General features: G+C 49.8%; 25 protein-coding genes and 3 tRNA genes. 21 read left to right on the forward strand and 7 right to left on the reverse strand.

Going from position 1 to position 22,551, the window contains the following annotated elements; genetic code table 11:
- Nucleotides 1-119: 119 nt before the first annotated feature.
- Nucleotides 120-533 (forward strand): lipoprotein YedD, encoded by a 414-nt coding sequence (gene yedD, locus FDX09_RS20465; RefSeq protein ID WP_038641556.1) that lies wholly within the window; start codon nt 120-122, stop codon nt 531-533.
- Nucleotides 534-573: 40 nt separating this feature from the next.
- Here yedD and amyA read toward each other — a convergent pair whose 3' ends face one another.
- The 4 genes from amyA to fliD form a co-directional block, all read right to left on the reverse strand.
- Nucleotides 574-2,061 (reverse strand): alpha-amylase, encoded by a 1,488-nt coding sequence (gene amyA / locus FDX09_RS20470; RefSeq protein ID WP_137347784.1) that lies wholly within the window; start codon nt 2,059-2,061, stop codon nt 574-576.
- 68 nt (nt 2,062-2,129) lie between these two features.
- Complete coding sequence (fliT, locus tag FDX09_RS20475; protein WP_003030458.1) at nt 2,130-2,501, reverse strand: flagella biosynthesis regulatory protein FliT; 372 nt, start codon at nt 2,499-2,501, stop codon at nt 2,130-2,132.
- On the reverse strand, nt 2,501-2,908 hold the full coding sequence (gene fliS / locus FDX09_RS20480) for a flagellar export chaperone FliS (RefSeq protein ID WP_085048008.1): 408 nt from the start codon (nt 2,906-2,908) through the stop codon (nt 2,501-2,503). The genes fliT and fliS overlap by 1 nt, the downstream gene beginning before the upstream one ends.
- Before the next feature lie 15 nt (nt 2,909-2,923).
- The gene (fliD, locus tag FDX09_RS20485) at nt 2,924-4,324 is read right to left on the reverse strand and encodes a flagellar filament capping protein FliD (protein ID WP_137347785.1); all 1,401 of its coding nucleotides are present in this window, start codon (nt 4,322-4,324) and stop codon (nt 2,924-2,926) included.
- Between the two features lie 255 nt (nt 4,325-4,579).
- Between fliD and FDX09_RS20490 the strand changes: the two genes are divergently transcribed.
- The 9 genes from FDX09_RS20490 (at nt 4,580) to sdiA (ending at nt 13,148) form a co-directional block, all read left to right on the forward strand.
- Complete coding sequence (locus tag FDX09_RS20490; RefSeq protein ID WP_137347786.1) at nt 4,580-5,830, forward strand: FliC/FljB family flagellin; 1,251 nt, start codon at nt 4,580-4,582, stop codon at nt 5,828-5,830.
- Between the two features lie 79 nt (nt 5,831-5,909).
- Nucleotides 5,910-7,112 (forward strand): flagellin lysine-N-methylase, encoded by a 1,203-nt coding sequence (gene fliB, locus FDX09_RS20495; protein WP_137347787.1) that lies wholly within the window; start codon nt 5,910-5,912, stop codon nt 7,110-7,112.
- Nucleotides 7,113-7,308: 196 nt separating this feature from the next.
- The gene (gene fliA / locus FDX09_RS20500) at nt 7,309-8,028 is read left to right on the forward strand and encodes an RNA polymerase sigma factor FliA (RefSeq protein ID WP_038641545.1); all 720 of its coding nucleotides are present in this window, start codon (nt 7,309-7,311) and stop codon (nt 8,026-8,028) included.
- Nucleotides 8,029-8,084: 56 nt separating this feature from the next.
- Entirely contained in the window at nt 8,085-8,636 is a 552-nt protein-coding gene (gene fliZ, locus FDX09_RS20505) for a flagella biosynthesis regulatory protein FliZ (protein ID WP_069323574.1), read from the forward strand.
- A gap of 225 nt (nt 8,637-8,861) precedes the next feature.
- Nucleotides 8,862-9,662: a cystine ABC transporter substrate-binding protein gene (tcyJ, locus tag FDX09_RS20510; protein WP_032939603.1), complete on the forward strand. Its 801-nt coding sequence runs from the start codon at nt 8,862-8,864 to the stop codon at nt 9,660-9,662.
- A 107-nt stretch (nt 9,663-9,769) separates the two neighbouring features.
- The gene (gene dcyD, locus FDX09_RS20515) at nt 9,770-10,756 is read left to right on the forward strand and encodes a D-cysteine desulfhydrase (RefSeq protein ID WP_087856025.1); all 987 of its coding nucleotides are present in this window, start codon (nt 9,770-9,772) and stop codon (nt 10,754-10,756) included.
- A gap of 20 nt (nt 10,757-10,776) precedes the next feature.
- On the forward strand, nt 10,777-11,445 hold the full coding sequence (gene tcyL / locus FDX09_RS20520) for a cystine ABC transporter permease (RefSeq protein WP_006684074.1): 669 nt from the start codon (nt 10,777-10,779) through the stop codon (nt 11,443-11,445).
- Nucleotides 11,442-12,194, forward strand: a complete 753-nt coding sequence (tcyN, locus tag FDX09_RS20525; RefSeq protein WP_003030477.1) for an L-cystine ABC transporter ATP-binding protein TcyN — start codon at nt 11,442-11,444, stop codon at nt 12,192-12,194. Before tcyL ends, tcyN begins: the two co-directional genes overlap by 4 nt.
- Before the next feature lie 231 nt (nt 12,195-12,425).
- Nucleotides 12,426-13,148: a transcriptional regulator SdiA gene (sdiA, locus tag FDX09_RS20530; RefSeq protein ID WP_038641538.1), complete on the forward strand. Its 723-nt coding sequence runs from the start codon at nt 12,426-12,428 to the stop codon at nt 13,146-13,148.
- Between the two features lie 66 nt (nt 13,149-13,214).
- Here sdiA and FDX09_RS20535 read toward each other — a convergent pair whose 3' ends face one another.
- On the reverse strand, nt 13,215-13,439 hold the full coding sequence (locus FDX09_RS20535; protein ID WP_006684077.1) for a DUF2594 family protein: 225 nt from the start codon (nt 13,437-13,439) through the stop codon (nt 13,215-13,217).
- A 459-nt stretch (nt 13,440-13,898) separates the two neighbouring features.
- Here FDX09_RS20535 and uvrY point away from each other — a divergent pair, with 459 nt between their 5' ends.
- The 6 genes from uvrY (at nt 13,899) to FDX09_RS20565 (ending at nt 17,439) form a co-directional block, all read left to right on the forward strand.
- Nucleotides 13,899-14,555, forward strand: a complete 657-nt coding sequence (gene uvrY, locus FDX09_RS20540; RefSeq protein WP_038641535.1) for a UvrY/SirA/GacA family response regulator transcription factor — start codon at nt 13,899-13,901, stop codon at nt 14,553-14,555.
- The gene (gene uvrC, locus FDX09_RS20545; RefSeq protein ID WP_137347788.1) at nt 14,552-16,384 is read left to right on the forward strand and encodes an excinuclease ABC subunit UvrC; all 1,833 of its coding nucleotides are present in this window, start codon (nt 14,552-14,554) and stop codon (nt 16,382-16,384) included. The genes uvrY and uvrC overlap by 4 nt, the downstream gene beginning before the upstream one ends.
- Before the next feature lie 55 nt (nt 16,385-16,439).
- The gene (gene pgsA / locus FDX09_RS20550) at nt 16,440-16,988 is read left to right on the forward strand and encodes a CDP-diacylglycerol--glycerol-3-phosphate 3-phosphatidyltransferase (protein WP_038641531.1); all 549 of its coding nucleotides are present in this window, start codon (nt 16,440-16,442) and stop codon (nt 16,986-16,988) included.
- 151 nt (nt 16,989-17,139) lie between these two features.
- Nucleotides 17,140-17,215, forward strand: a tRNA-Gly gene (locus FDX09_RS20555).
- A gap of 51 nt (nt 17,216-17,266) precedes the next feature.
- Nucleotides 17,267-17,340: transfer RNA gene (locus FDX09_RS20560), tRNA-Cys, on the forward strand.
- 12 nt (nt 17,341-17,352) lie between these two features.
- A tRNA-Leu gene (locus tag FDX09_RS20565) sits at nt 17,353-17,439 on the forward strand.
- A 138-nt stretch (nt 17,440-17,577) separates the two neighbouring features.
- On the opposite strand, the gene FDX09_RS20570 is transcribed toward FDX09_RS20565, so the two are convergent.
- On the reverse strand, nt 17,578-17,922 hold the full coding sequence (locus tag FDX09_RS20570; protein WP_137347789.1) for a hypothetical protein: 345 nt from the start codon (nt 17,920-17,922) through the stop codon (nt 17,578-17,580).
- A gap of 200 nt (nt 17,923-18,122) precedes the next feature.
- Between FDX09_RS20570 and FDX09_RS20575 the strand changes: the two genes are divergently transcribed.
- Together FDX09_RS20575 and FDX09_RS20580 are read left to right on the forward strand one after the other, a co-directional pair.
- Nucleotides 18,123-18,812 carry a DUF1571 domain-containing protein gene (locus FDX09_RS20575; protein WP_137347790.1) on the forward strand — a complete coding sequence of 230 codons (690 nt, stop codon included), beginning with the start codon at nt 18,123-18,125 and terminating at the stop codon, nt 18,810-18,812.
- Nucleotides 18,813-18,825: 13 nt separating this feature from the next.
- A complete protein-coding gene (locus FDX09_RS20580; protein WP_069323579.1) occupies nt 18,826-19,296 on the forward strand; it encodes an SRPBCC family protein in 471 nt (156 codons plus the stop codon).
- A 19-nt stretch (nt 19,297-19,315) separates the two neighbouring features.
- On the opposite strand, the gene FDX09_RS20585 is transcribed toward FDX09_RS20580, so the two are convergent.
- The gene (locus FDX09_RS20585; RefSeq protein ID WP_085048015.1) at nt 19,316-20,341 is read right to left on the reverse strand and encodes a patatin-like phospholipase family protein; all 1,026 of its coding nucleotides are present in this window, start codon (nt 20,339-20,341) and stop codon (nt 19,316-19,318) included.
- A 328-nt stretch (nt 20,342-20,669) separates the two neighbouring features.
- Here FDX09_RS20585 and FDX09_RS20590 point away from each other — a divergent pair, with 328 nt between their 5' ends.
- From FDX09_RS20590 to FDX09_RS20600, 3 genes are read left to right on the forward strand one after another with little or no spacing between them, the layout of a single operon-like run.
- Entirely contained in the window at nt 20,670-21,812 is a 1,143-nt protein-coding gene (locus FDX09_RS20590) for a transglutaminase domain-containing protein (RefSeq protein WP_137347791.1), read from the forward strand.
- Entirely contained in the window at nt 21,790-22,146 is a 357-nt protein-coding gene (locus tag FDX09_RS20595) for a mercuric transporter MerT family protein (protein ID WP_137347792.1), read from the forward strand. The genes FDX09_RS20590 and FDX09_RS20595 overlap by 23 nt, the downstream gene beginning before the upstream one ends.
- On the forward strand, nt 22,143-22,424 hold the full coding sequence (locus FDX09_RS20600) for a heavy metal-associated domain-containing protein (protein ID WP_038641518.1): 282 nt from the start codon (nt 22,143-22,145) through the stop codon (nt 22,422-22,424). Before FDX09_RS20595 ends, FDX09_RS20600 begins: the two co-directional genes overlap by 4 nt.
- Nucleotides 22,425-22,551: the final 127 nt, after the last annotated feature.

Consider the following 22,551-nt stretch of genomic DNA (forward strand, 5'->3'; position numbering starts at 1 on the left):
TGACTATGAGTAATAAGAGGTAACACTGTCTGGATCAATATTTCTCAATGCTACCGAAAGGCTGGCGGCATCAGACCTTTAATGCCACAATCCCATTTTCTTCGCATGCAGGATGAATGATGAAAAAATTAGCAATCGTTGGGGTATTTCTGGCGCTGAGCGGATGCGCCGAAGTAGAGAATTATAACGACGTGGTGAAAACGCCAGCGCCAGCAGGTCTGGAAGGCTACTGGCAGTCAAAAGGTCCGCAACGCAGCCTGGTCAGCCCGGAAGCCATTGCCAGCCTGGTGGTGACGAAAGAGGGCGATACGCTGGATTGTCGCCAGTGGCAGCGGGTCATTGCTCTACCGGGGAAATTGACGATGATTTCCGGCGATCTCACCAACGTGACGGTGAAACGCGAGCTGTATGAGATTGAGCGCGAAGGCAATACGCTGGAGTATGATGGTATGACGCTACAACGGGTGGATCGCCCGACGCCGGAATGTGCTGACGCGTTAAAGAAAACACCGCTGGCCACGCCGCTGCCATAAGCATCACGCCCCGGTAGCCACCGGCCACCGGGGTTGAGTATTACAACACGTCTTCAATCACCCACACGCTGACGCTCCCGCCGTTACAGAAAAACGTCGCTTCCCCGTTTTCATCGGTGACCACGCTTTCTTCGCGATTTCCCAGATAATCACGCCAGGTTTTATTACCGTAATTCGCGCCGAGATTGATGGTCTTTTCCCCATCATCACCATTAGACAACACCACCACACAGCCGGGATCTTCGTCCGTTCCGCTGCGGCTAAAGGCGATACAGTTAGGGTGATCAAAAAAGAGCGTCTGAACGCCGTGAGCGAAGCGCTGACGGGCGAGGATCAGTTCGGCAAGCTGTTCAATGATCGGCATGTCGATAGGATAGGTTTCGCCATCGCCGCCGGTGTCTTCGTAATGCGCCCCGTACAGGTCAGGATAAAACACCGACGGTACGCCGTTTTCCCGTAGCAGGATCAACGCATAGGCCAGCGGCTTAAACCATGACTCGACAGGGGCTTCCAGCGCCTGCAACGGCTGGGTATCGTGATTGGCAACCAGCGTGACGGCATGAAACGGATCGGCCTCGACTAACGTGTCCGTGAAGATTTGGCTCATGTCGTAATCGCGGCCCTGACGGGAGGCTTCGTGGAATTTCATCTGCAATGGGGCGTCGAACAGCATGGTTTTCCCCTCCACCTGGTTAATGTAGGTTTGCAGTTTGTCGACCTCGTGGGACCAGTATTCCGCGACAATAAATAATGGCTTGGGCGCGACCTCCTGTACGTGTTCAATCCACTCTTTATAAAACCATGCCGGAATATGTTTCACCGCATCTAAACGAAAACCGTCACACTGGGTTTGCTCCATCACCCAGCGCGCCCAGTATTTGATCTCCTCGGTCACGGCGTGATTTCGAAAATCGATGTTCTCGCCCATCAGATAATCAAAATTACCCAGTTCATCATCCACCTGATCGTTCCAGCCTTCACCGGTATAATCGTTAACGATTTTGAAAATGCCGTCTTCGGTGGGGTTCTCGATATGGTCAATGCCGCTGAAGCATTTATAGTCCCAAATGAATTGTGAATACTGGCCTGCGCGGGCGGGGAAGGTATAGCGCGTCCAGGCCTCACATTCGATGATTTCATCGTCTATTTGCGTGCGATCGTCGGCGTTAACCCGCTGGACACGAATACTCTCTTTTTCATCCGCGCCCATTTTGTGGTTAACCACCACGTCGAGCAGTACGGCGATGTCGTTGTGTTTCAGCGCGTCAATTGCCGCCAGCAGCTGGTTTTTATCGCCATATTTGGTGGGGATGGTTCCCCTCTGGTCAAACTCGCCGAGGTCAAACAGATCGTACGAGTCGTAGCCAACGGAATAACCGCCTGATGCGCCTTTATAGGCGGGGGGCAGCCATACCATATTGATGCCGATATCATTGAGTCCGCCTGCGCGTTCGGCAAGCTCGGGCCAGAGTTGACCCCCATCGGGGTAATACCAGTGAAAATACTGCAATAACGTGGGATTTTTCATCTTCCGTGCTCCAGAAGTCGTTTGGCCGACCTCTGGAGTATGGAAGATTATTCAGATTTAACAGAAAATTATTGCGGGGCGGTGGGGGCGTCGGGTACTAACAGCATGCCGGAAAGACGGCCATAGGCGTTATTGAGCGTCTTCTGGCGCGTCGACTGACCGATAAGATTGCTGAGTTCATCCAGCCGCTGTTGTAACAGTGTTTTGAGTAACTGTTCGTTATCCAGCGTCTGTTTAATATACCCGGCCACTAAGTCCTGAATACTTCGTGTAATGCCAGGTGGAGTTTGCTCTTCCATGACCACTTCAATACTTTGCAGATAGGTAACTTCCTGTTCCAGTAAAAGGTCCCATTCACCCCGCTGCGCCAGTTCCAGCAGCGAGTGACTGAGTAGCGCGATGCGCTGCCAACGGTTGATAAACTCCACGGCTGAGGTCATTAACGAGACTCCTGGGACGACGCTTTCGGTGAGATCTGTTTCCAGGCTTCCGCAATGTTGCCGAGCAACCCTTCGACTTCTTCAATAGCCTGACAATCATTACGCAAGTTGGCTTGCAGTAAACGGCGAATCATATAGTCATAGAGCGCAGACAGGTTGGTGGCGATTTCACCGCCATTTTCCTGATCCAGACCTGCTTTCAGACCATTGTCGATAATATTAATGGCTTTACTTAACGCCTCGCCTTTGGCGACGATATCACCCTGTTGCATAAACAGGCGAGCGCGCACCAGGGCGCTGTTCGCGCCATCAAACAACATTTCGATCAGCTGATGCGGGCTGGCGCTCATTACGGCGCTTTCCACACTGACCTGTGCATAGGCTTTGGTACCGCTCGCGGTATACATGCTTACCTCGTGTTATCAGGATTTATTCATCGCTGTAAATTGTTGGCCCAGGTAGGTACTGGTGTTATTCAGTTTGCTCATCATGCTATCGAGCTGGGTAAACTGCGCCGTATAGCGCGCAACCATGTCGTCAATGCTGGCGCTGACGGACAGGTACTGTTTGGTCAGTTTCTTCAGCGTGGCGTTAATGGTGTCTTGCGCATTATCGATAATGCCGTCATCAGCCAGATAACTTTTCACTTCAGCGGCAATTTTAGTGGTGATCCCGGTTTCTTTACCGTCGCCAGCCAACAACTCACGTACCGAAGCGGTGTTTTCGTCCAGCGCTTTTTTCAGTTTGGTGTCATCGATGGTCATCTTGCCGGTTTTGCCATCCTGCTTGATGCCAATTTCATTCAGCGTCTTAAAGGCACCTCCGCTACCAGAGTTGGCAAACTGCGCGCGAATACCGGTCTGAATGGTACGTACCACGCTGTCGCCCACCAGCGCGCCGTTATCTTTGTCCTGACCTTCCGCACCTGCGTCTACGGCTTTATATTTGGTCAGCGTATTAAAGGTATCGATCAGTGAGTTATAGGCATCGACCCAGCCTTTAATCGCTTCCGTAGCTTTCTCATTGCTTTTCGTGACGGTAACACGCGCGTCGGTGACTTTTTTGGTCAGTTCCAGCGTCACGCCCTGCGGGGCATCGGTGACTTTGTTACTCTGACGTTCAATATCGATACCGTTCATCGTGAGCTTGGAGTTTTGCGCTTTAACCAACTCAGTCATTTTTCCGGTGCCGGTTGTACTGTCGTAGGCCAGCATATCGTTCAGCTTGCTGTCGCCGTCAACAGAGATGGTCATTTTGCTGTCCATACCTTCTGCTGCGGTCAGCACCAGTTTGAACTCGCCATCTTTCACCTTCACGATACTGGCGGAGATGCCGCTATCGGTATCGTTAATCGCCTTACTGATATCGTCCAGCGTGGTTTTGTCTTGCGACAGTTTAATCTCCAGCGGCTCTTTACGACCCGGCTGCTCAATCTTAATTGTACGGGTGGCAGAACCATCACCCAGCGCCTCTTTGTTTGAAGCAACCGATGAGGTGCTCAGAGACTGCGCCTGGGCCAGCTGCGTGACGCTGATGGTATAAATACCCGGTGCCGCGCCGGCTTCGGTGGTCACTTTCAGGTCTTCAGTACTGCTGGTCACATTACTGCTTCTGAACAGTTCCGGTTTATTTAACGCGGTATTGGCCGTCTGGAATTTTTCCAGCGCACTCTTCAGCGTACCGTAAGCCGTCAGACGGGCGGTATTGTCGGTCTGTTGCTGAGTAATTGGATTTAAACGTTTTTTCTCAGCGATAGTCAGGTTGTTTAGCAACGTGTCCAGTGGTAAGCCTGAGCCTACGCCTAATGATGTAAATGAAGCCATGCCCGATTCCTTGTGATTGCAAACAATTGTTAAGCGGGTTATCGGCAATCTGCGCGCAAAGTTTAATGATAGTTTTGTCAAAATAATGCGCGGAATAGTGGTGCATATAGAGGGTATTTCACGGGCTAAGAAAAAAGAGAGCGGAAAGTAAAAATTTTCTAAAGTTCGAATTTAAGGTGCCGATACATGGGTTACGGTGAGAAACCGTGGGCAACAGCCCAATAACATCGAGTTGTAATTGATAAGGAAAAGATCATGGCACAAGTCATCAATACAAACAGCCTGTCGCTGTTGACCCAAAACAACCTGAACAAATCTCAGTCCGCTCTGGGCTCTGCTATCGAGCGTCTGTCCTCTGGTCTGCGTATCAACAGCGCGAAAGACGATGCTGCTGGTCAGGCGATTGCAAACCGTTTCACCGCTAACATCAAAGGTCTGACTCAGGCTTCCCGTAACGCTAACGACGGTATCTCTGTTGCACAGACCACTGAAGGCGCGCTGTCTGAAATCAACAACAACCTGCAGCGTGTGCGTGAACTGTCCGTCCAGGCCGCGAACGGCTCTAACTCCGATTCCGACCTGTCCTCTATCCAGGACGAAATTAACCAGCGTCTGGAAGAAATCAACCGCGTTTCTCAGCAGACTGACTTCAACGGTAAAAAAGTTCTGAACCAGGACGGTCAGTTGACCATTCAGGTTGGTGCAAAAGATGGTGAAACTATCACTATCGATCTGAAAAAAATCAACAGCGATACGCTGAAACTGAACGACCTGGATGTAACTAAGATTGCTACCACAGTTTCTAAAGGGACAACTGTCAGTGCCTCGATCACTGCAGATAAAAATGTCATGGAATCATCTGGTGCAGCTATCACTTTCGTTGCTGGTGCTGAACTGCAAAGTGATGGTACGAGCTTTAAAGTTAAAAACGGTACAGATTATTATGATGCTACTGTTGATAATAAAACAGGGAAAATCACGGTAGACCCTGCAACTGTAACAACCACTGCTCCTGGTGCTGGTTTCACCAAAGTTAACACTATTAACAAGGATGTTGCCTACAGTGGTACTGGTTTAGCTGCTGATGAAAGTTTGATTTCTTATAAAGATGCAACCACAAAAGAGACTAAATTTGCTGTTAAACAAGCAGATGGCGTCTTCAAGGATGTTACCTTTAACGGTACGACTGGTGCAGCAACCAAAGGTACTACCACAGTTACTCCAGATATCAGCCTTGATCCGCTGAAGAAAATTGATGCTGCGTTGTCTGATGTTGATAAATTCCGTAGCTCCCTGGGTGCGGTGCAGAACCGTTTTGAATCTGCAGTAACTAACCTGGGTAACACCGTTAACAACCTGTCTTCTGCCCGTAGCCGTATCGAAGACTCCGACTACGCGACCGAAGTGTCTAACATGTCTCGTGCGCAGATCCTGCAGCAGGCGGGTACTTCTGTACTGGCGCAGGCTAACCAGACCACGCAAAACGTCCTCTCTTTACTGCGTTAATCCATCGATTGGGTTACTTAGTAGTCAGAGAAAATAAAGGCAGCGAAAGCTGCCTTTTTTCTATACTGGAGTCTGAATAATGCAAGAAATTACCGTTACCGAACCGGCTTTTGTTAAAGCCTTCCAATGCTCTGGAACGCAATGTCGCGATCATTGCTGTAAAAGTTGGAATATACATCTGGATAAATCAACGGTGAATAAATATCTCTCCAGTAAAGATGACTACATTAAGAAAATTGCTAAAGAAAATATTATTATTCTTAAAAAGGATATTACGAACTGGGGGACTATTAAACTTGCGGATGATACAAGACATTGTCCTTATCTGACTGAAGACAGTCTGTGTCAGGTACAGAAAACGTTGGGTGCTAAGGCATTAAGCACGACATGTAAAACATTTCCGCGTAGTGAGCGTATCTACAAAAACGATGTCCGAAAAGCATTAAATCTGTCGTGTCCGGAAGTCGCCAGTTTAGTCCTGACCGATCCCAATGCGATGGTTCTGAATGAGAGCAGTAAAATTGTGCCTAATGCTTTTACTGCACCGGTCTTTTCGCAACAGCAAAAGCTACTTAATCTTTTCTGTCTGAGCCTGGTGGAACAGGCAGGACGTGATGTAGATGTGGGTCTATATGCGCTGATTAAACTTACTTTATGCATTAAGAAGTTTAATCAGATTGATAATGTGGCGCTGGCTGAAGTTGAGCAAATTTATCACGCGATTATGACTCAGATACAGTCAGGTGAAATGCGAGCAGAGCTGTCGAAATTTTCTGCTGACAACAATGTTAAAGTCAATTTAGTGCTCTTGCTTCAGGATTATTTCCGCAGTCTTCCGGTAAGCCGCGCCAATGGTGTACTTAACTATTATATCCAGTGTCTTTTGAGAACATTGACCCTGGAAGATAATCACTCTGTGGGTGAAGGGGTTGCTAAACTTGAGGCTACATGGCAGAAGGTTTACGAACAACAGGATGAGGCTGGATTCGATCTTAAAAATTTCATTTTGTATAAAATTTGGGAAAACAACTTTCCCAATCAAAAGAACGTAGACCCGCTTCGTACGTTATATATGATAAGTGTCGAATACTATTTCATCAAAATGCTGATTGCTGCAAGTGCCTTCGAAAGAACATACCTGGAGAAGGAGGACGCCATCAATATCGTCTACAGTTTCCATTCGTTAAGTCAGCATAACCCTACCGTACATGAGAACTTTCAAAAGCATATCGAGACCGTGCGCACAGGTGATGACCTGTCGATGATTCATCTCTTGACATAATTTAAGCAGGGATGCGTGAAAACGCATCCCTCGCAAGCTAACCATTTGATTTATGTTTGATTATTTCTGATGCGAAATAACGCCATCAGCTACATAAGTGAAATAACCCTTCTTTTATAGCCTTATTCCCCCGATAGAACCCCCTGCAGAAACGGATAATCATGCCGATAACTCATTTAACGCAGGGCTGTTTATCGTGAATTCACTGTATACCGCTGAAGGTGTAATGGATAAACACTCGCTGTGGCAGCGTTATGTACCGTTGGTGCGTCACGAAGCATTGCGCCTTCAGGTGCGTTTGCCGGCGAGCGTAGAACTGGATGACCTGCTACAAGCGGGCGGCATCGGGTTATTGAATGCAGTTGACCGATATGACGCTTTGCAAGGAACGGCATTTACCACTTACGCAGTGCAGCGTATTCGTGGAGCGATGCTGGACGAACTACGTAGCCGGGATTGGGTGCCGCGTAGCGTTCGGCGCAATGCTCGCGAAGTGGCACAGGCGATGGGACAACTGGAGCAGGAGTTAGGGCGTAACGCGACGGAAACCGAAGTGGCGGAGCGTCTGGCTATTCCTGTGCAAGAGTATCGTCAGATGTTGCTTGATACCAATAACAGCCAACTCTTCTCCTATGACGAGTGGCGGGAAGAGCATGGCGATAGTATTGAGCTGGTGACGGAAGAACATCAGCAGGAAAACCCGTTACAACAGCTACTTGAGGGTAACCTCCGCCAGCGCGTGATGGAGGCGATCGAGGCGTTGCCGGAGCGCGAAAAGCTGGTGTTAACGCTGTACTACCAGGAAGAGCTGAATCTGAAAGAGATCGGCGCGGTACTGGAAGTCGGGGAGTCGCGGGTCAGCCAGTTGCACAGCCAGGCCATCAAACGTCTACGCACCAAGCTGGGTAAGCTATAGGGGTAATCATTACCCCTGAACAATGCCGCATTACGAATTGACTACCAGGAGTTCTCATGACGGTGCAGCAATCAAAAAGACGGCCTCTAAGCCGCTACCTCAAAGATTTCAAACACAGCCAGACGCATTGCGCCCATTGCCTGAAGTTGCTCGACAGGATCACGCTGGTTCGCCGTGGACAAATTGTTAATAAAATCGCCATCGCCCGCCTGGACACGTTGCTGGATGAAGCTGAGTGGGAACAGGAGAAAAAAGAGTGGGTGGCGCTGTGTCGTTTTTGCGGTGATTTGCATTGCAAAGAGCAGAGCGACTTTTTTGACATCATCGGATTTAAACAATTTTTATTTGAGCAGACCGAAATGAGCCACGGCACGGTACGTGAATACGTTGTCCGCCTGCGCCGCCTTGGCAATCATCTGACCGAACAAAATATCTCTCACGAATTGCTGCAGGAAGGGTTCCTCGACGAAAACCTTGCCCCGTGGCTGCCGGAAACCAGCACCAACAATTATCGCATCGCATTGCGTAAGTATGAGCAGTTTAAAGCCCATACGCATATGGGGCATATGCAGAAATCCTCCTGGACAGCCAGTTCTGATATATATTAAAAACGAATAAGGTGTAACGGAGTGGTGTTTGTGAATCACGACAAACGCTCTACACTACGCTCATATACACGTCATCCTTCAAGCTGTCTCTGCGTTGGCTGCACTCCCTCGCCCCAGTCACTTACTTTAGTAAGCTCCTGGGGACTTACTCGCTTGCCGCCTTGATGCAACTCGAATGATTTTGTGTATAAATAGCAGTCACTAATGACAATATTCGGGGTAACTATGAAATTAGCACTTCTGGGACGTCAGGCTCTGATGGGTGTAATGGCTGTTGCACTTGTCGCCGGAATGAGCGTAAAGACTTATGCAGATGAAGGTCTGTTAAATAAAGTTAAAGAGCGCGGTACGCTGCTGGTGGGCCTGGAAGGGACCTATCCCCCGTTTAGTTTTCAGGGCGATGACGGCAAGCTGACGGGTTTCGAAGTGGAGTTCGCCGAAGCACTGGCAAAGCACCTTGGGGTGAAAGCCACGTTGAAGCCGACCAAGTGGGACGGCATGCTGGCCTCGCTTGATTCCAAACGCATTGACGTGGTTATCAACCAGGTGACCATCTCTGACGAACGGAAGAAAAAATACGATTTCTCTACCCCGTATACGGTCTCTGGTATCCAGGCGCTGGTGAAGAAAGGCAATGAAGGCGTTATCAAGACCGCTGCCGATCTGAAAGGTAAAAAAGTCGGCGTGGGTCTGGGCACCAACTATGAAGAGTGGCTGCGCCAGAACGTGCAGGGCGTGGATATTCGTACCTATGATGATGACCCGACCAAATATCAGGATCTGCGTGTAGGCCGTATCGACGCGATTCTGGTTGACCGTCTGGCAGCGCTGGATCTGGTGAAGAAAACCAAAGATACGCTGGCCGTCACCGGTGAGGCCTTCTCCCGCCAGGAATCTGGTGTGGCGCTGCGCAAGGGCAATGAAGATCTGCTGAAAGCGGTTGATGCCGCCATTGCCGAAATGCAAAAAGACGGTACGTTGAAAGCGCTGTCTGAAAAATGGTTTGGAGCGGATGTGACGAAATAATCGTCATCCGATGAAAAAAGGCGCCTTTAACAGCGCCTTTTTTTATTTCATTGCGCCTGAACGTGCATAATAAAAAGAACATCACAACAACAAATACCGGAGGCTGTATGCCGCTGCATAACTTAACGCGCTTTCCACGTCTGGAATTTATTGGCGCGCCAACACCGCTCGAATATCTTCCACGCTTCTCCGACTATCTTGGGCGCGATATTTTCATCAAACGCGATGACGTTACGCCGATGGCCATGGGCGGCAATAAACTGCGTAAGCTGGAGTTTCTGGCGGCGGATGCGCTGCGTGAAGGGGCCGATACGTTGATAACCGCGGGCGCTATCCAGTCTAACCATGTGCGCCAGACGGCGGCGGTAGCGGCTAAACTTGGCCTGCACTGCGTGGCGCTGCTGGAAAACCCGATTGGCACCACGGCGGAAAACTATCTCAGCAACGGCAACCGTCTGCTGCTGGACCTGTTTAATACCCAGATTGAAATGTGCGATGCGTTGACCGATCCGAATGCGCAACTTCAGGAACTGGCGACGCGGATTGAAGCGCAAGGTTTCCGTCCGTACGTGATCCCGGTTGGGGGTTCCAATGCTCTGGGCGCGCTGGGCTATGTGGAAAGCGCGCTGGAAATTGCGCAACAGTGTGAAGGGGCCGTAGAGCTGTCTTCCGTGGTCGTGGCGTCGGGCAGCGCGGGTACGCATGCCGGACTGGCCGTTGGGCTGGAACAGCTGATGCCACACGTTGAGCTGATTGGCGTGACCGTCTCGCGCAGCGTGGCCGATCAAAAGCCCAAAGTTGTTACGCTACAGCAAGACATTGCCCGTGAACTGGAACTGACGGCCTCAGCGGATATCCTGCTATGGGATGATTATTATGCGCCGGGCTACGGTACGCCAAACGAAGAGGGCATGGAAGCGGTAAAACTGCTGGCGCGGCTGGAAGGCATCTTGTTGGATCCGGTTTATACCGGCAAGGCGATGGCGGGTCTGATTGACGGCATCAGCCAGAAGCGCTTTAAAGATGAAGGGCCAATTCTCTTTATCCATACCGGTGGGGCGCCTGCATTGTTTGCCTACCATCCTCACGTGTAACAATCAGGTAGAAAAACGTAATGCAAGAAAGTATCCAACTGGTGATCGATTCCCTGCCGTATCTGCTTAAAGGCGCGGTTTTTACGCTGCAACTGAGTATCGGCGGGATGTTCTTTGGTCTCGTGCTGGGGTTTATCCTGGCGCTAATGCGCCTGTCGCCGCTATTACCTGTACGTTGGCTGGCGCGCTTTTATATCTCTGTCTTTCGCGGAACGCCGTTGATCGCCCAACTTTTTATGATCTATTACGGTCTGCCGCAGTTTGGTATTGAGCTGGATCCCATCCCGGCGGCGATGATTGGTTTGTCGCTGAATACGGCGGCCTACGCGGCGGAAACGCTGCGGGCGGCGATCTCTTCCATCGACAAAGGGCAGTGGGAAGCGGGGGCCAGTATTGGCATGACGCGCTGGCAGACCATGCGCCGGGCGATCCTGCCGCAGGCGGCACGCGTTGCGCTGCCGCCGCTGAGCAACAGCTTTATCAGCCTGGTGAAGGACACTTCGCTGGCCGCGACTATTCAGGTTCCTGAACTGTTCCGTCAGGCGCAGCTGATTACCTCGCGTACGCTGGAAGTGTTCACTATGTATCTGGCGGCCTCCTTGATTTATTGGGTAATGGCGACAGTGCTTTCTGCGCTGCAGAACTATTTTGAAGAACAACTGAACCGCCAGGAGAAAGAGCCGAAATGAGTGCTATTGAAGTCAGAAACCTGGTCAAAAAATTCCATGGGCAAACGGTGCTGCATGGGATCGATCTTGACGTCAAACCCGGTGAAGTTGTGGCGATTATCGGACCGAGCGGTTCGGGCAAAACCACGCTACTGAGGAGCATTAATTTGCTGGAGCAACCGGAGGCGGGCACCATTAAAGTGGGTGAGATAACCATTGATACCGCGCGGTCGTTAACTCAGCAGAAAGGACTGATTCGCCAGTTGCGCCAGCACGTAGGCTTTGTGTTCCAGAACTTTAATTTGTTTCCCCATCGTACGGTGCTGGAAAACATTATTGAAGGTCCGGTGATTGTCAAAGGCGAACCTAAAGCCGAAGCGACAGCCCGTGCGCGCGAACTGCTGGCAAAAGTCGGGCTGGCGGGAAAAGAAACCAGCTATCCGCGCCGCCTGTCCGGTGGGCAGCAGCAGCGCGTGGCGATTGCCCGGGCGCTGGCGATGCGACCAGAGGTTATTTTATTCGATGAACCCACCTCAGCGCTTGACCCTGAACTGGTTGGCGAGGTGCTTAATACCATTCGCCAGTTGGCGCAGGAAAAACGCACCATGGTGATTGTGACGCATGAAATGAGCTTTGCGCGTGATGTGGCTGACCGGGCGATATTTATGGATCAAGGACGGATAGTGGAGCAGGGACCCGCTAAATCTTTATTTACGCATCCGCAACAGCCGCGAACCCGTCAGTTTCTCGAAAAATTCCTCATGCAATAAATAGTACAAGCAGCACTCACCGGCATTGTTTTATGGTGAGTGCTGTGCGCATAACTATTTATAAATATTGCTTTATTATTAATGCTTGATTCTGTTGCTTACTCTGGCGATTGAGTCACGCTCAAGTAATTTTTCATTTGTCCGATAATTTGCATATATAAAATACATTTATGTGTTAGCTTGTTTCATATGTTTGGATGATTATCAATCGCAGGGGCATTACCACTTAGTATGCAGGATCATGATTTCTTTACCTGGCGACGGAGCATGCTGTTACGCTTTCAGGAAATGGCGACGGCAGAGGATGTCTATAATGAGTTACAACAACAGACGCAGCATTTAGAGTTCGATTTCTACGCACTCTGTGTTCGTCATCCCGTACCCTTTACCCGTCCTAAAACGTCACTTCATACGACCTATCCCAAAGCGTGGGTGGCACATTATCAGTCCGAGAATTATTTCGCCATTGATCCGGTGCTGAAGCCTGAAAACTTCAGCCAGGGGCATTTACCCTGGGACGATAGCCTGTTTCGTGATGCGCAACCCCTGTGGGACGCCGCACGCAATCACGGTTTACGCAAAGGGATGACGCAATGTTTAATGTTGCCGAATCGGGCGTTGGGATTTTTATCGGTATCGCGAGCGAGTGTCCAAAATAGTCGTTTTGCGAATGATGAAGTGGAGCTCAGAATGCAGCTTCTGGTGCGGGAAAGCCTGTCGGTGCTGACGCGACTGGAAGATGACATGGTCATGGTGCCAGAGATGCGTTTTAGCAAGCGGGAAAAAGAAATATTGAAGTGGACCGCAGAGGGGAAAACGTCTTCGGAGATAGCGATAATACTGTCGATTTCTGAAAATACCGTCAACTTTCACCAGAAGAATATGCAAAAGAAATTCAATGCGCCAAACAAAACGCAAATAGCTTGTTACGCCGCTGCGACCGGGCTTATCTGAATAAATTATCGTTCTGAGTGTCAGACGCAAAACCGGCTGATAGCAATGCTGTCAGCCGGTTTCTTGTTACTGGCGGTAGGCCTGTTTAATTTGCTTAACAGTGCTGGAAAATACCGCAGCCTGTGATTGATCTTCAATCAGCGCGATCTGTTTTTCCATTTTAAGAATCACGCGTCCAGCATCGGCTTGACCCATTGCCTGCAGCATCAGTGTTAACAGGGCTTTCAGACAGGTGACTTCATTGGCCAGTTCCTGGTTATTCTCAGCAGTGGAAAAGTCAGGCGTACTCATTTATTTTCCTCGTTATGTTTCAATGAAAAAGTGCGATGTCAGATCTTAAGGCGGCGGAGTATACCATAAGCGAGGCTAAAAATATCAGTGGTTGTTTTTTGTGCAAGCTAAAGGGATGGACATTAAAATAAACAACATGTTGCAGTGCATATATTTTCTCCACTTGTTGTTTATTTCGAGTATTTTACTCGTTAATTATTGTTACAACTTTGGCTGCCTGTTTTGCATTCAGCGCAGGAATATGAATTTTTTGTCACTATTCTGAAACAGCTATGCAGATATAACCGTGGCAGCAGGCTATGAGGCCTGAAATTTTCCACCCGCCGTACAATCTAATTTCCAAAAACGAGAGCAAAATCGAAAGTCGGACGTTTTTTACATTTCAAAGTTGAGATAAAACCCGTTAACATAGGACCGATTAACTATCGGTAGCGTTATCCCTATTCTGGAGATATTCCTTTGATCAACGTTTTTCTTGTTGATGACCACGAACTGGTGCGCGCAGGGATACGACGCATTCTGGAAGATATAAAAGGCATAAAAGTTGTCGGCGAAGCGTGCTGCGGTGAAGATGCGGTGAAATGGTGCCGCTCAAATACCGTGGACGTTGTGCTGATGGATATGAATATGCCCGGTATTGGCGGTCTCGAAGCAACCCGCAAAATTGCGCGTTCAACGGCAGACATTAAAGTGATTATGCTGACGGTACATACCGAGAACCCGTTACCTGCAAAGGTCATGCAGGCAGGTGCCGCGGGGTATCTCAGCAAAGGAGCCGCCCCCCAGGAAGTTGTGAGTGCCATTCGTTCGGTTTATTCCGGGCAACGTTATATTGCCTCCGATATCGCTCAGCAGATGGCGCTCAGCCAGATTGAACCTGAGAAAACGGAAACCCCGTTTGCCAGTTTGTCTGAACGCGAGTTGCAGATTATGCTGATGATCACCAAAGGTCAGAAGGTCAATGAGATTTCAGAACAACTGAATCTTAGTCCTAAAACGGTGAACAGCTATCGCTATCGAATGTTCAGTAAATTAAACATTCACGGCGATGTCGAGTTGACTCACCTGGCAATTCGCCATGGCCTGTGTAATGCGGAGACATTAACAAGCCAGTGACCGATCAGTTTGATGCCAAAGCGTTCCTGAAGAGCGTAACCAGTCAGCCCGGTGTTTATCGTATGTATGATACCGCCGGGACGGTTATCTATGTCGGGAAAGCGAAAGACCTGAAAAAAAGGCTTTCCAGTTACTTCCGTAATAATCTCGCGTCGCGTAAGACCGAGGCGTTGGTCGCGCAAATCCAGCAGATTGATGTCACGGTGACACACACCGAAACCGAAGCGTTATTGCTTGAACACAACTACATCAAGCTGTATCAGCCGCGCTATAACGTATTGCTGCGCGATGATAAATCGTATCCTTTTATTTTCCTCAGCGGCGATACTCATCCACGCCTGGCGATGCATCGTGGGGCCAAGCATGCCAAAGGCGAGTACTTTGGACCGTTCCCCAACGGCTATGCCGTACGAGAAACGCTGGCGCTGTTGCAGAAAATTTTTCCCATCCGCCAGTGCGAAAACAGCGTGTATCGCAATCGCTCGCGACCTTGCCTGCAATATCAGATTGGCCGTTGCCTCGGTCCCTGTGTGGCGGGCCTGGTGAGTGAAGAAGAGTATGCACAGCAGGTCGAGTACGTCCGTTTATTCCTGTCCGGGAAAGACGATCAGGTATTAACCCAACTGATCGCCCGGATGGAAAAGGCCAGCCAAAATCTCGAATTTGAAGAGGCTGCGCGTATTCGTGACCAAATTCAGGCTGTACGTCGCGTCACCGAAAAACAGTTTGTCTCGAATTCCGGGGACGATCTGGACGTTATCGGGGTGGCGTTTGACGCTGGCATGGCTTGTGTGCACGTACTGTTCATTCGTCAGGGTAAAGTGTTGGGCAGTCGCAGCTATTTCCCGAAAGTACCGAATGGAACAGAACTCGGCGAGGTGGTGGAAACCTTTGTCGGGCAGTTTTATTTGCAGGGAAGTCAGATGCGTACCTTACCTGGCGAGATCCTGCTCGATTTTAATCTTAGCGATAAAACTCTGCTGGCGGATTCATTGTCTGAACTGGCCGGGCGGAAGATTAATGTTCAGACGAAACCGCGCGGAGATCGTGCGCGTTATCTGAAGCTGGCGCGTACCAACGCGGCAGTAGCGTTAACCACCAGGCTTTCTCAGCAGTCGACCATTACTCAGCGACTGACGGCGCTGGCATCGGTATTGAAGTTACCCGCTGTAAAACGCATGGAATGTTTTGACATCAGCCATACGATGGGCGAGCAGACGGTCGCCTCCTGCGTGGTTTTTGATGCCAATGGCCCACTGCGCGCAGAGTATCGTCGTTACAACATCACCGGCATTACGCCGGGCGACGATTATGCGGCGATGAATCAGGTTCTGCGTCGGCGTTACGGTAAGGCGATAGAAGAAAGTAAGGTTCCGGACGTCATATTGATCGATGGCGGTAAAGGTCAGTTGGGACAGGCGAAAGCCGTTTTTGCTGAGCTGGATGTTCCCTGGGATAAACAGCACCCACTTTTGCTGGGGGTGGCGAAAGGAGCCGATCGTAAAGCGGGTCTGGAAACGTTGTTCTTTGAGCCGGAAGGAGAGGGCTTTAGCCTGCCGCCGGATTCGCCCGCCTTGCATGTGATACAGCATATCCGCGATGAATCTCACGATCATGCGATCAGCGGACACCGGAAAAAACGCGCGAAGGTGAAAAGTACCAGCACGCTTGAGACCATTGAAGGCGTTGGGCCTAAGCGTCGGCAGATGTTGTTGAAATATATGGGTGGTTTGCAAGGTCTTCGTAACGCAAGTATTGAAGAAATTGCAAAAGTGCCGGGTATTTCGCAAGCTCTGGCAGAAAAGATCTTCTACTCGTTGAAACATTAGGCCCTCTGTAGCAACATAGGGGTAATTTCACTGACAACAGATAGTTATCCGTCATATGCAATTTAATATCCCTACGTTGCTCACGCTGTTTCGCGTCATCCTGATCCCATTCTTTGTATTGGCGTTTTATCTGCCATTCACCTGGGCTCCCTTTGTTTGTGCGCTGATCTTCTGTATTGCGGCGGTCACCGACTGGTTTGATGGCTATCTGGCGCGTCGCTGGAACCAAAGCACGCGTTTTGGCGCCTTCCTCGACCCCGTTGCCGATAAAGTGCTGGTTGCTATCGCGATGGTGCTGGTGACGGAGCACTATCACAGCTGGTGGGTGACGCTTCCTGCCGCCACGATGATCGCGCGTGAAATTATCATCTCTGCGCTACGTGAATGGATGGCAGAACTGGGTAAACGCAGCAGTGTGGCAGTGTCCTGGATCGGTAAAGTGAAAACCACTTCGCAGATGGCCGCATTGGCGTGGCTGCTGTGGCGTCCAAATATTTGGGTAGAGTATGCCGGGATCGCACTTTTCTTCGTCGCTGCGGTACTGACTTTGTGGTCAATGTTCCAGTATTTGAGCGCTGCATGGGGAGATTTGCTTGAACAGTGATCGTTTCGGCGCAAATTTCAGCAAACGATCGTCAGTGGTGAAAAATATCGTTGACTCATTGCGTCAGGTAAGTAGAATGCAACGCATCGAACGGCAGCACTGATTGCCAGACGATAACAAAATCAAGTGATTAACAAAGTTACTTGGTGATGCGGGAATAGCTCAGTTGGTAGAGCACGACCTTGCCAAGGTCGGGGTCGCGAGTTCGAGTCTCGTTTCCCGCTCCAAATTAAAGGCATCGGCAATAGCGGATGTCGGCTGAAAAGCCAGAAGATTTCGGCGCGTTAGCAAAGCGGTTATGTAGCGGATTGCAAATCCGTCTAGTCCGGTTCGACTCCGGAACGCGCCTCCAATTTCTTCCCGAGCCCGGATGGTGGAATCGGTAGACACAAGGGATTTAAAATCCCTCGGCGTTCGCGCTGTGTGGGTTCAAGTCCCACTCCGGGTACCATGGGAAAGAATAGAATAATCAAAGCAATAAGCAGTGTCGTGAAACCACCTACGGGTGGTTTTTTTGTGCCTGTAATCCGTCGTTTTATCCTGCCTGAAACGTAAAATGCCCTTCAAACATTTGCAATAGATAATCACTCTATCGACGAATCGGTGCGTTAAGCATAAATCGTCCTCGGGCAGGGTTGTTGATAAACCCATTTCGGGCAGGATTATCATTGAGGTCCTGGAAACCATTTATCATGGTGGGATCGCCAAAGCTATCCTGAATCGCTAAATGTCTGTGGATTCGGTTTGGTGCCCTGAACGTGAAAGCGAAATCATCTGTCCCGCCAATGATGATGATGCTATTACCGGCACGGAGTGCCGCGCTTAACGCTTGCTCACTCGCGGCCTGGTTTTGTAACGCGCTGGCTGTGGCAGATGATGACGCCAGCAGCAGTAAGATGAGAACGGCGCATGAAAATACCGATGGCAGTTTCATGATTAATACCTGTTAAGAGTATGGCTATTAAAGTATAGCTTGATGTTGTCATCTCAACTGAAAAGAAAACCAACAATTTAACCAACTGTTCCTACTGAGTCTGAGAAGCGGGGAGAGTAGCGCCGCGCGGTTAAGAACTATAATAACAGTCGACAGGCGATGACTCCTGTTGGCAGATAGTACAGATACAGGGGGCGGCCATGAGCGTCTCATTTTTTCCGCTAGTTGCGTTCATCGCATTGCTTGTCTTTAGTTGCTCAGTATGGTCGGTGGAAGAAAGAGGGGGATTATCACCGCGAGCCCGAGCCACGGATCCTGTTGCATTTTCGCTGCAGTCATTTAACAACATGAGCTCTTATCAGGTCATGCTGCGATCTTCATCTGCGCAGGATGAGAATAAAATCATTCGCTACAGCTATCAGAAACCCGGCTACGTACGAATGGATTTTACCCAGCCGCATTCAGGCGCGGTGCTCATCTTTAATCCCGTCACCGGTAAAGTGACATTATGGCCATTTGGTGTGGGGTCGTTGCCCATTTTGCACCTGTCGCCGACCAATTCATTGATCCAGGATGAGCGCGGTCATCGGGTGGATCGCTCTGATATCGGCGTGTTGTTAGGCAATATTCGCCATCTGCAGCGCGAGGGAACAACGACGGTTGTTGCTCAGGAGCGTCTAGCGGGGCGGGAGACGACGCATGTGTCTGTGGTTGGGCCAGGAATAATGACAGTGGATGGCGTTCACCGCTACGACGTCTGGCTGGATAATTATCACGGATTCCCTGCCAAAGTGATCGGCTATGCCCCAGATGGGCGGCGATTAGAAACCGTTCTTCTGGAAGCTATGGTTATCAACATCCGTTTTCCCGCTAATTTCTTCACACCTTGAGGGAGCCCGTACTATGGCTGAGTATCAGTTTTCCACGGTCTGGCGGGTTGAGGCTTCAATCCAGGAGGTATGGGATATTTTTTCCCATCCGGACCAGTGGCCGGAATGGTGGGGAAGTCTGGAAAGAATTGTGGAGATCAAGAAGGGGGATTTACAGGGCATTGGCGCGCTACATCGTTATACCTGGAAAGGGGCGCTTCCTTATCGTTTAACCTTTGATATCAACGTATTGAATATTCTCCCTTGCTCTCTGCTTGAAGGACAAGCCAGCGGGGCGGTAGAAGGGCGAGGTGTGTGGTCTTTTACTGCGAGTGGCAAAGAGACTATTGTCAAATATGACTGGAATGTCCGAACCACTATCCGTTGGATGAATTATCTTGCCCCGCTGGCGGCACCCGTATTTCGCTGGAATCACAATACGGTCATGCGTGAGGGGGCAAGAGGGTTAGCCCGTAAACTGGCAACGAAGGTGCATATATTTTGAGTTCAGTCAGCGTTGGGGATTAATGAGCGTCCTGATATTTAAAATTGCCTCCACTATTGATTAATAACTTAGCGATCTCAGTCAATGTCTTATCATACACGGCGGCATTTTGTAGACCTGCCTGGCGCAGAAGTTCTAAGTTTTCACGCGATGCGTTATCCAGCGTTGGATCGGCGCCGTATAGTTCAGGCTGTATTCTGTAGTATTTAGAATTTTTTACCGTTGAGGCAATTTGTTGCAGATAATACGCGGTCATCTGCGGCCCCCCCTCAAGCGCGATATCAATAGCCGGTTTTGCCCAGCCAAAGGGACCCCAGTCCTTAACCTCGGAATAAGAATATCCCTGCAATTTCTTGCCGGTTCCCAGTGAGACAATAATCATATCCTTAATGCCAGCGACATTACTGAATTTAATCGCTTCGGAATAGGCACAGAGCGCGGGGTCGTTTGCTACCACACCGCCATCAACCAGGACAAATTTTTCGGGAACAGGGGGCAATGAATAAATACGCGCTGCTTCGAAATAGGTGGGAGCCGCAGAGGTACCCCGTAAAGCGTCCCTGACCAGGAAGTCCCGATTTTTGGCGAGGGCTGAATGTTGTTTGAAAATGACAGGAAGACGACTGCTCACGTCATAAGAAACAAAGCAGGTTGGTCTTAATAATTCACTGAGTTTTGTTTCACCGAATGCCATTTTTAATACTCGCTCCAGCTCCTTTGCAGAATATTTCTCATCGGTAGCGCCACCCAGTGAACTGATTGTTTTCCAGACACCGACATCAAAAATTTCATCCCCATCCTGAAGGTAGAAATTGACGGCTTCCTGAGCGGAGAACTTTGGTTTTCCTTTTGTGTCAGGGCAAACATAAGCAGAACACAGAATGGCCCCGGTACTGGTACCGGCAACCAGATCGAAGTAATCCGCAATTCTGGCGGCAGGATTTTCTGATATATCCTGCAATTTCTTCTCCAGTGCCACAAGTAGCATACCCGGCAGGATGCCCCTGATCCCGCCGCCATCAATAGACAGTATTCTCATTGCCATTTTTACTTCCTCCCAGAATATGAAACGGGATTATGGATTGGGTTATTTCTACTATTGCATGCATTTAAATATAGGCCGGATTTCTGCTGCGTTTGCTTCATGCGACAGGGTGATCTGGCAGATTGATACCCGCTTGCTACTGTACTTTTTTGCCTGTAAATGGCTTAATAGCGACCTTGTAGTCTCTCATTTCATTCACAGTTAACAGGTCTGTTATTGATGAATAATTCCCATCGACTCGCCTTTTTAAGTCAGCGTCTGTCTGCTGTGATGATCGCCGGTTTCCCAACGGGCCGTAGCTCAACTCTTACAACATGGACAGACAGCAATGCAACGTCGACAATTTCTCAAAAATAGTGTTCTCCTTTCCGCCGCCGGTTTAGTCGGGCCTACGGTTCTTAGCCAGACGGTACATGCCGCGGAGCCAATAGTCGCGCCTGTCGCGCGTCGACGCTTTGTCTTATCACAAACGTATAAACTCAACCCTGCTGAGGGATCGCGCGGTGTGGTGAAACTCTGGATCCCGCTACCTGTAGACACTGCGTTTCAACAAATGACAGCCCTTGCCTTTAGCGGGAACTATCAGCAGGCATATGTCACCACCAACAATGCCTATGGCGCGAAGACGCTGTTCGCCACCTGGCCAGACTCCCAGAGCGAATTGTTGATTAACGTTGATATCGACATTGAAACCGCCGACTGGGAGCCGTTGAAGCAGGATGCGCTAAAAACCTGGCAAGTACCGGAGCAGATTATTTATCCGCTGGATGTAAAACCCTACTTGTTACCGACGGCACATACGCCTGTTGATGGGCTGGTTCTGGAAACCGCGCGCAAAATTACCGGTAATGAGCAAGATCCGCTGAAAAAAGCGCGTCTCATTTACGACTGGGTGAGTAGCCATATGGAACGAGATAATGACGTTATTGGCTGCGGTACCGGTGATGTGGCGGAGATCTTAAAAAGCGGCAAGCTCAAGGGAAAATGTACCGATATGAGCTCCGTTTTTGTTGCTTTGGCACGGGCCAGCGGTATTCCGGCGCGTGAACTGTTTGGCATCCGTCTGGGCAAAGCCAATAAGCTCGAGCGCTACTCGACAAGCGCCTTTGGCAAGGCCGATAGCGCAGGCGTTGCCGATGTCAGCGGTGGACAGCACTGTCGCGCCGAATTCTATCTGGCAGGCTACGGTTGGTTACCGTGCGATCCCGCTGACGTGACCAAAATGCGTCTGACTGAGAAAAAATCGCATCAGGACGCCGATGTCCAGGCCGTCAACGCTTACCTGTTTGGTAACTGGGAAATGAACTGGGTAGGATTCAACTACGGACGTGATTTCGAGTTGTATCCGGCGACAGAGCAGGGCGCCATGAACAACTTTGGTTATCCTTACGCAGAAGTCGATGGCGACCCGATCAATTTCTACGATCCTAAAGTGTTCTCCTACCGCTATGTCGCCACAGAACAACGCTAAAGGCGCGGGACTGACCCTGCTGACGGCCGCGGCGGCTGCCGTCACTGCCGGCTTATGCTGCGTTGGGCCGCTGTTATATCTGTTATTTGGTATTTCAGCGGCGAGCTTTGCTGTTTTAACCCGGTTTGAGGTTTTACGAATTCCTTTGATGCTGCTGTCATTGGGATTATTACTGCGTGTTTTCTGGCGACTCTATTTTTCCAAACGGTTGTGGTGTTCTGGCTGGCTAACCCTGAAACAAGCGCGCGTTCTCTACTGGTGTGCGCTGGCGTTGATTTTGCCGGTGTTATTTTACCCAACGCTGGTTGCCTGGTTTTATGAGGTGTTTGAATGAAGATTTTCACGTTAGTTGCAGGCTTATTATTGCCGTTGTGGGTTCAGGCGGCCAATCAAAAAGTGGTGCTGGATATACAAAATATGACCTGCTCGTTATGCGTAATTTCGGTCAATCAGGCATTACGCGAAACCGATGGCGTCATTAAGGCGAAATCCTCACTCAAGACAAGGCAGGCAGAAGCGATCGTGCCTGAAGGTTTTCCTACCGAGACTTTGCTTAAAGCGGTAGCAAAAACCGGGTATAGCGCGACGCTTAACCGTATTGAGCAACAATAACCACCTACGGGTGGTTTTGTTCTGTTTTCCCGGTATGATGCCCGGCGGCCTGGTGTTCTCTTTTGTGCGTTAACTACCGGAATTCCCCTCGTTTCCTGTTAACCTGAACTGGCGGCAGTTGTAAGCC

Origin of the sequence: Citrobacter sp. wls717 (assembly GCF_005280955.1) — a bacterium.
GTDB classification, from domain to species: domain Bacteria; phylum Pseudomonadota; class Gammaproteobacteria; order Enterobacterales; family Enterobacteriaceae; genus Citrobacter; species Citrobacter werkmanii.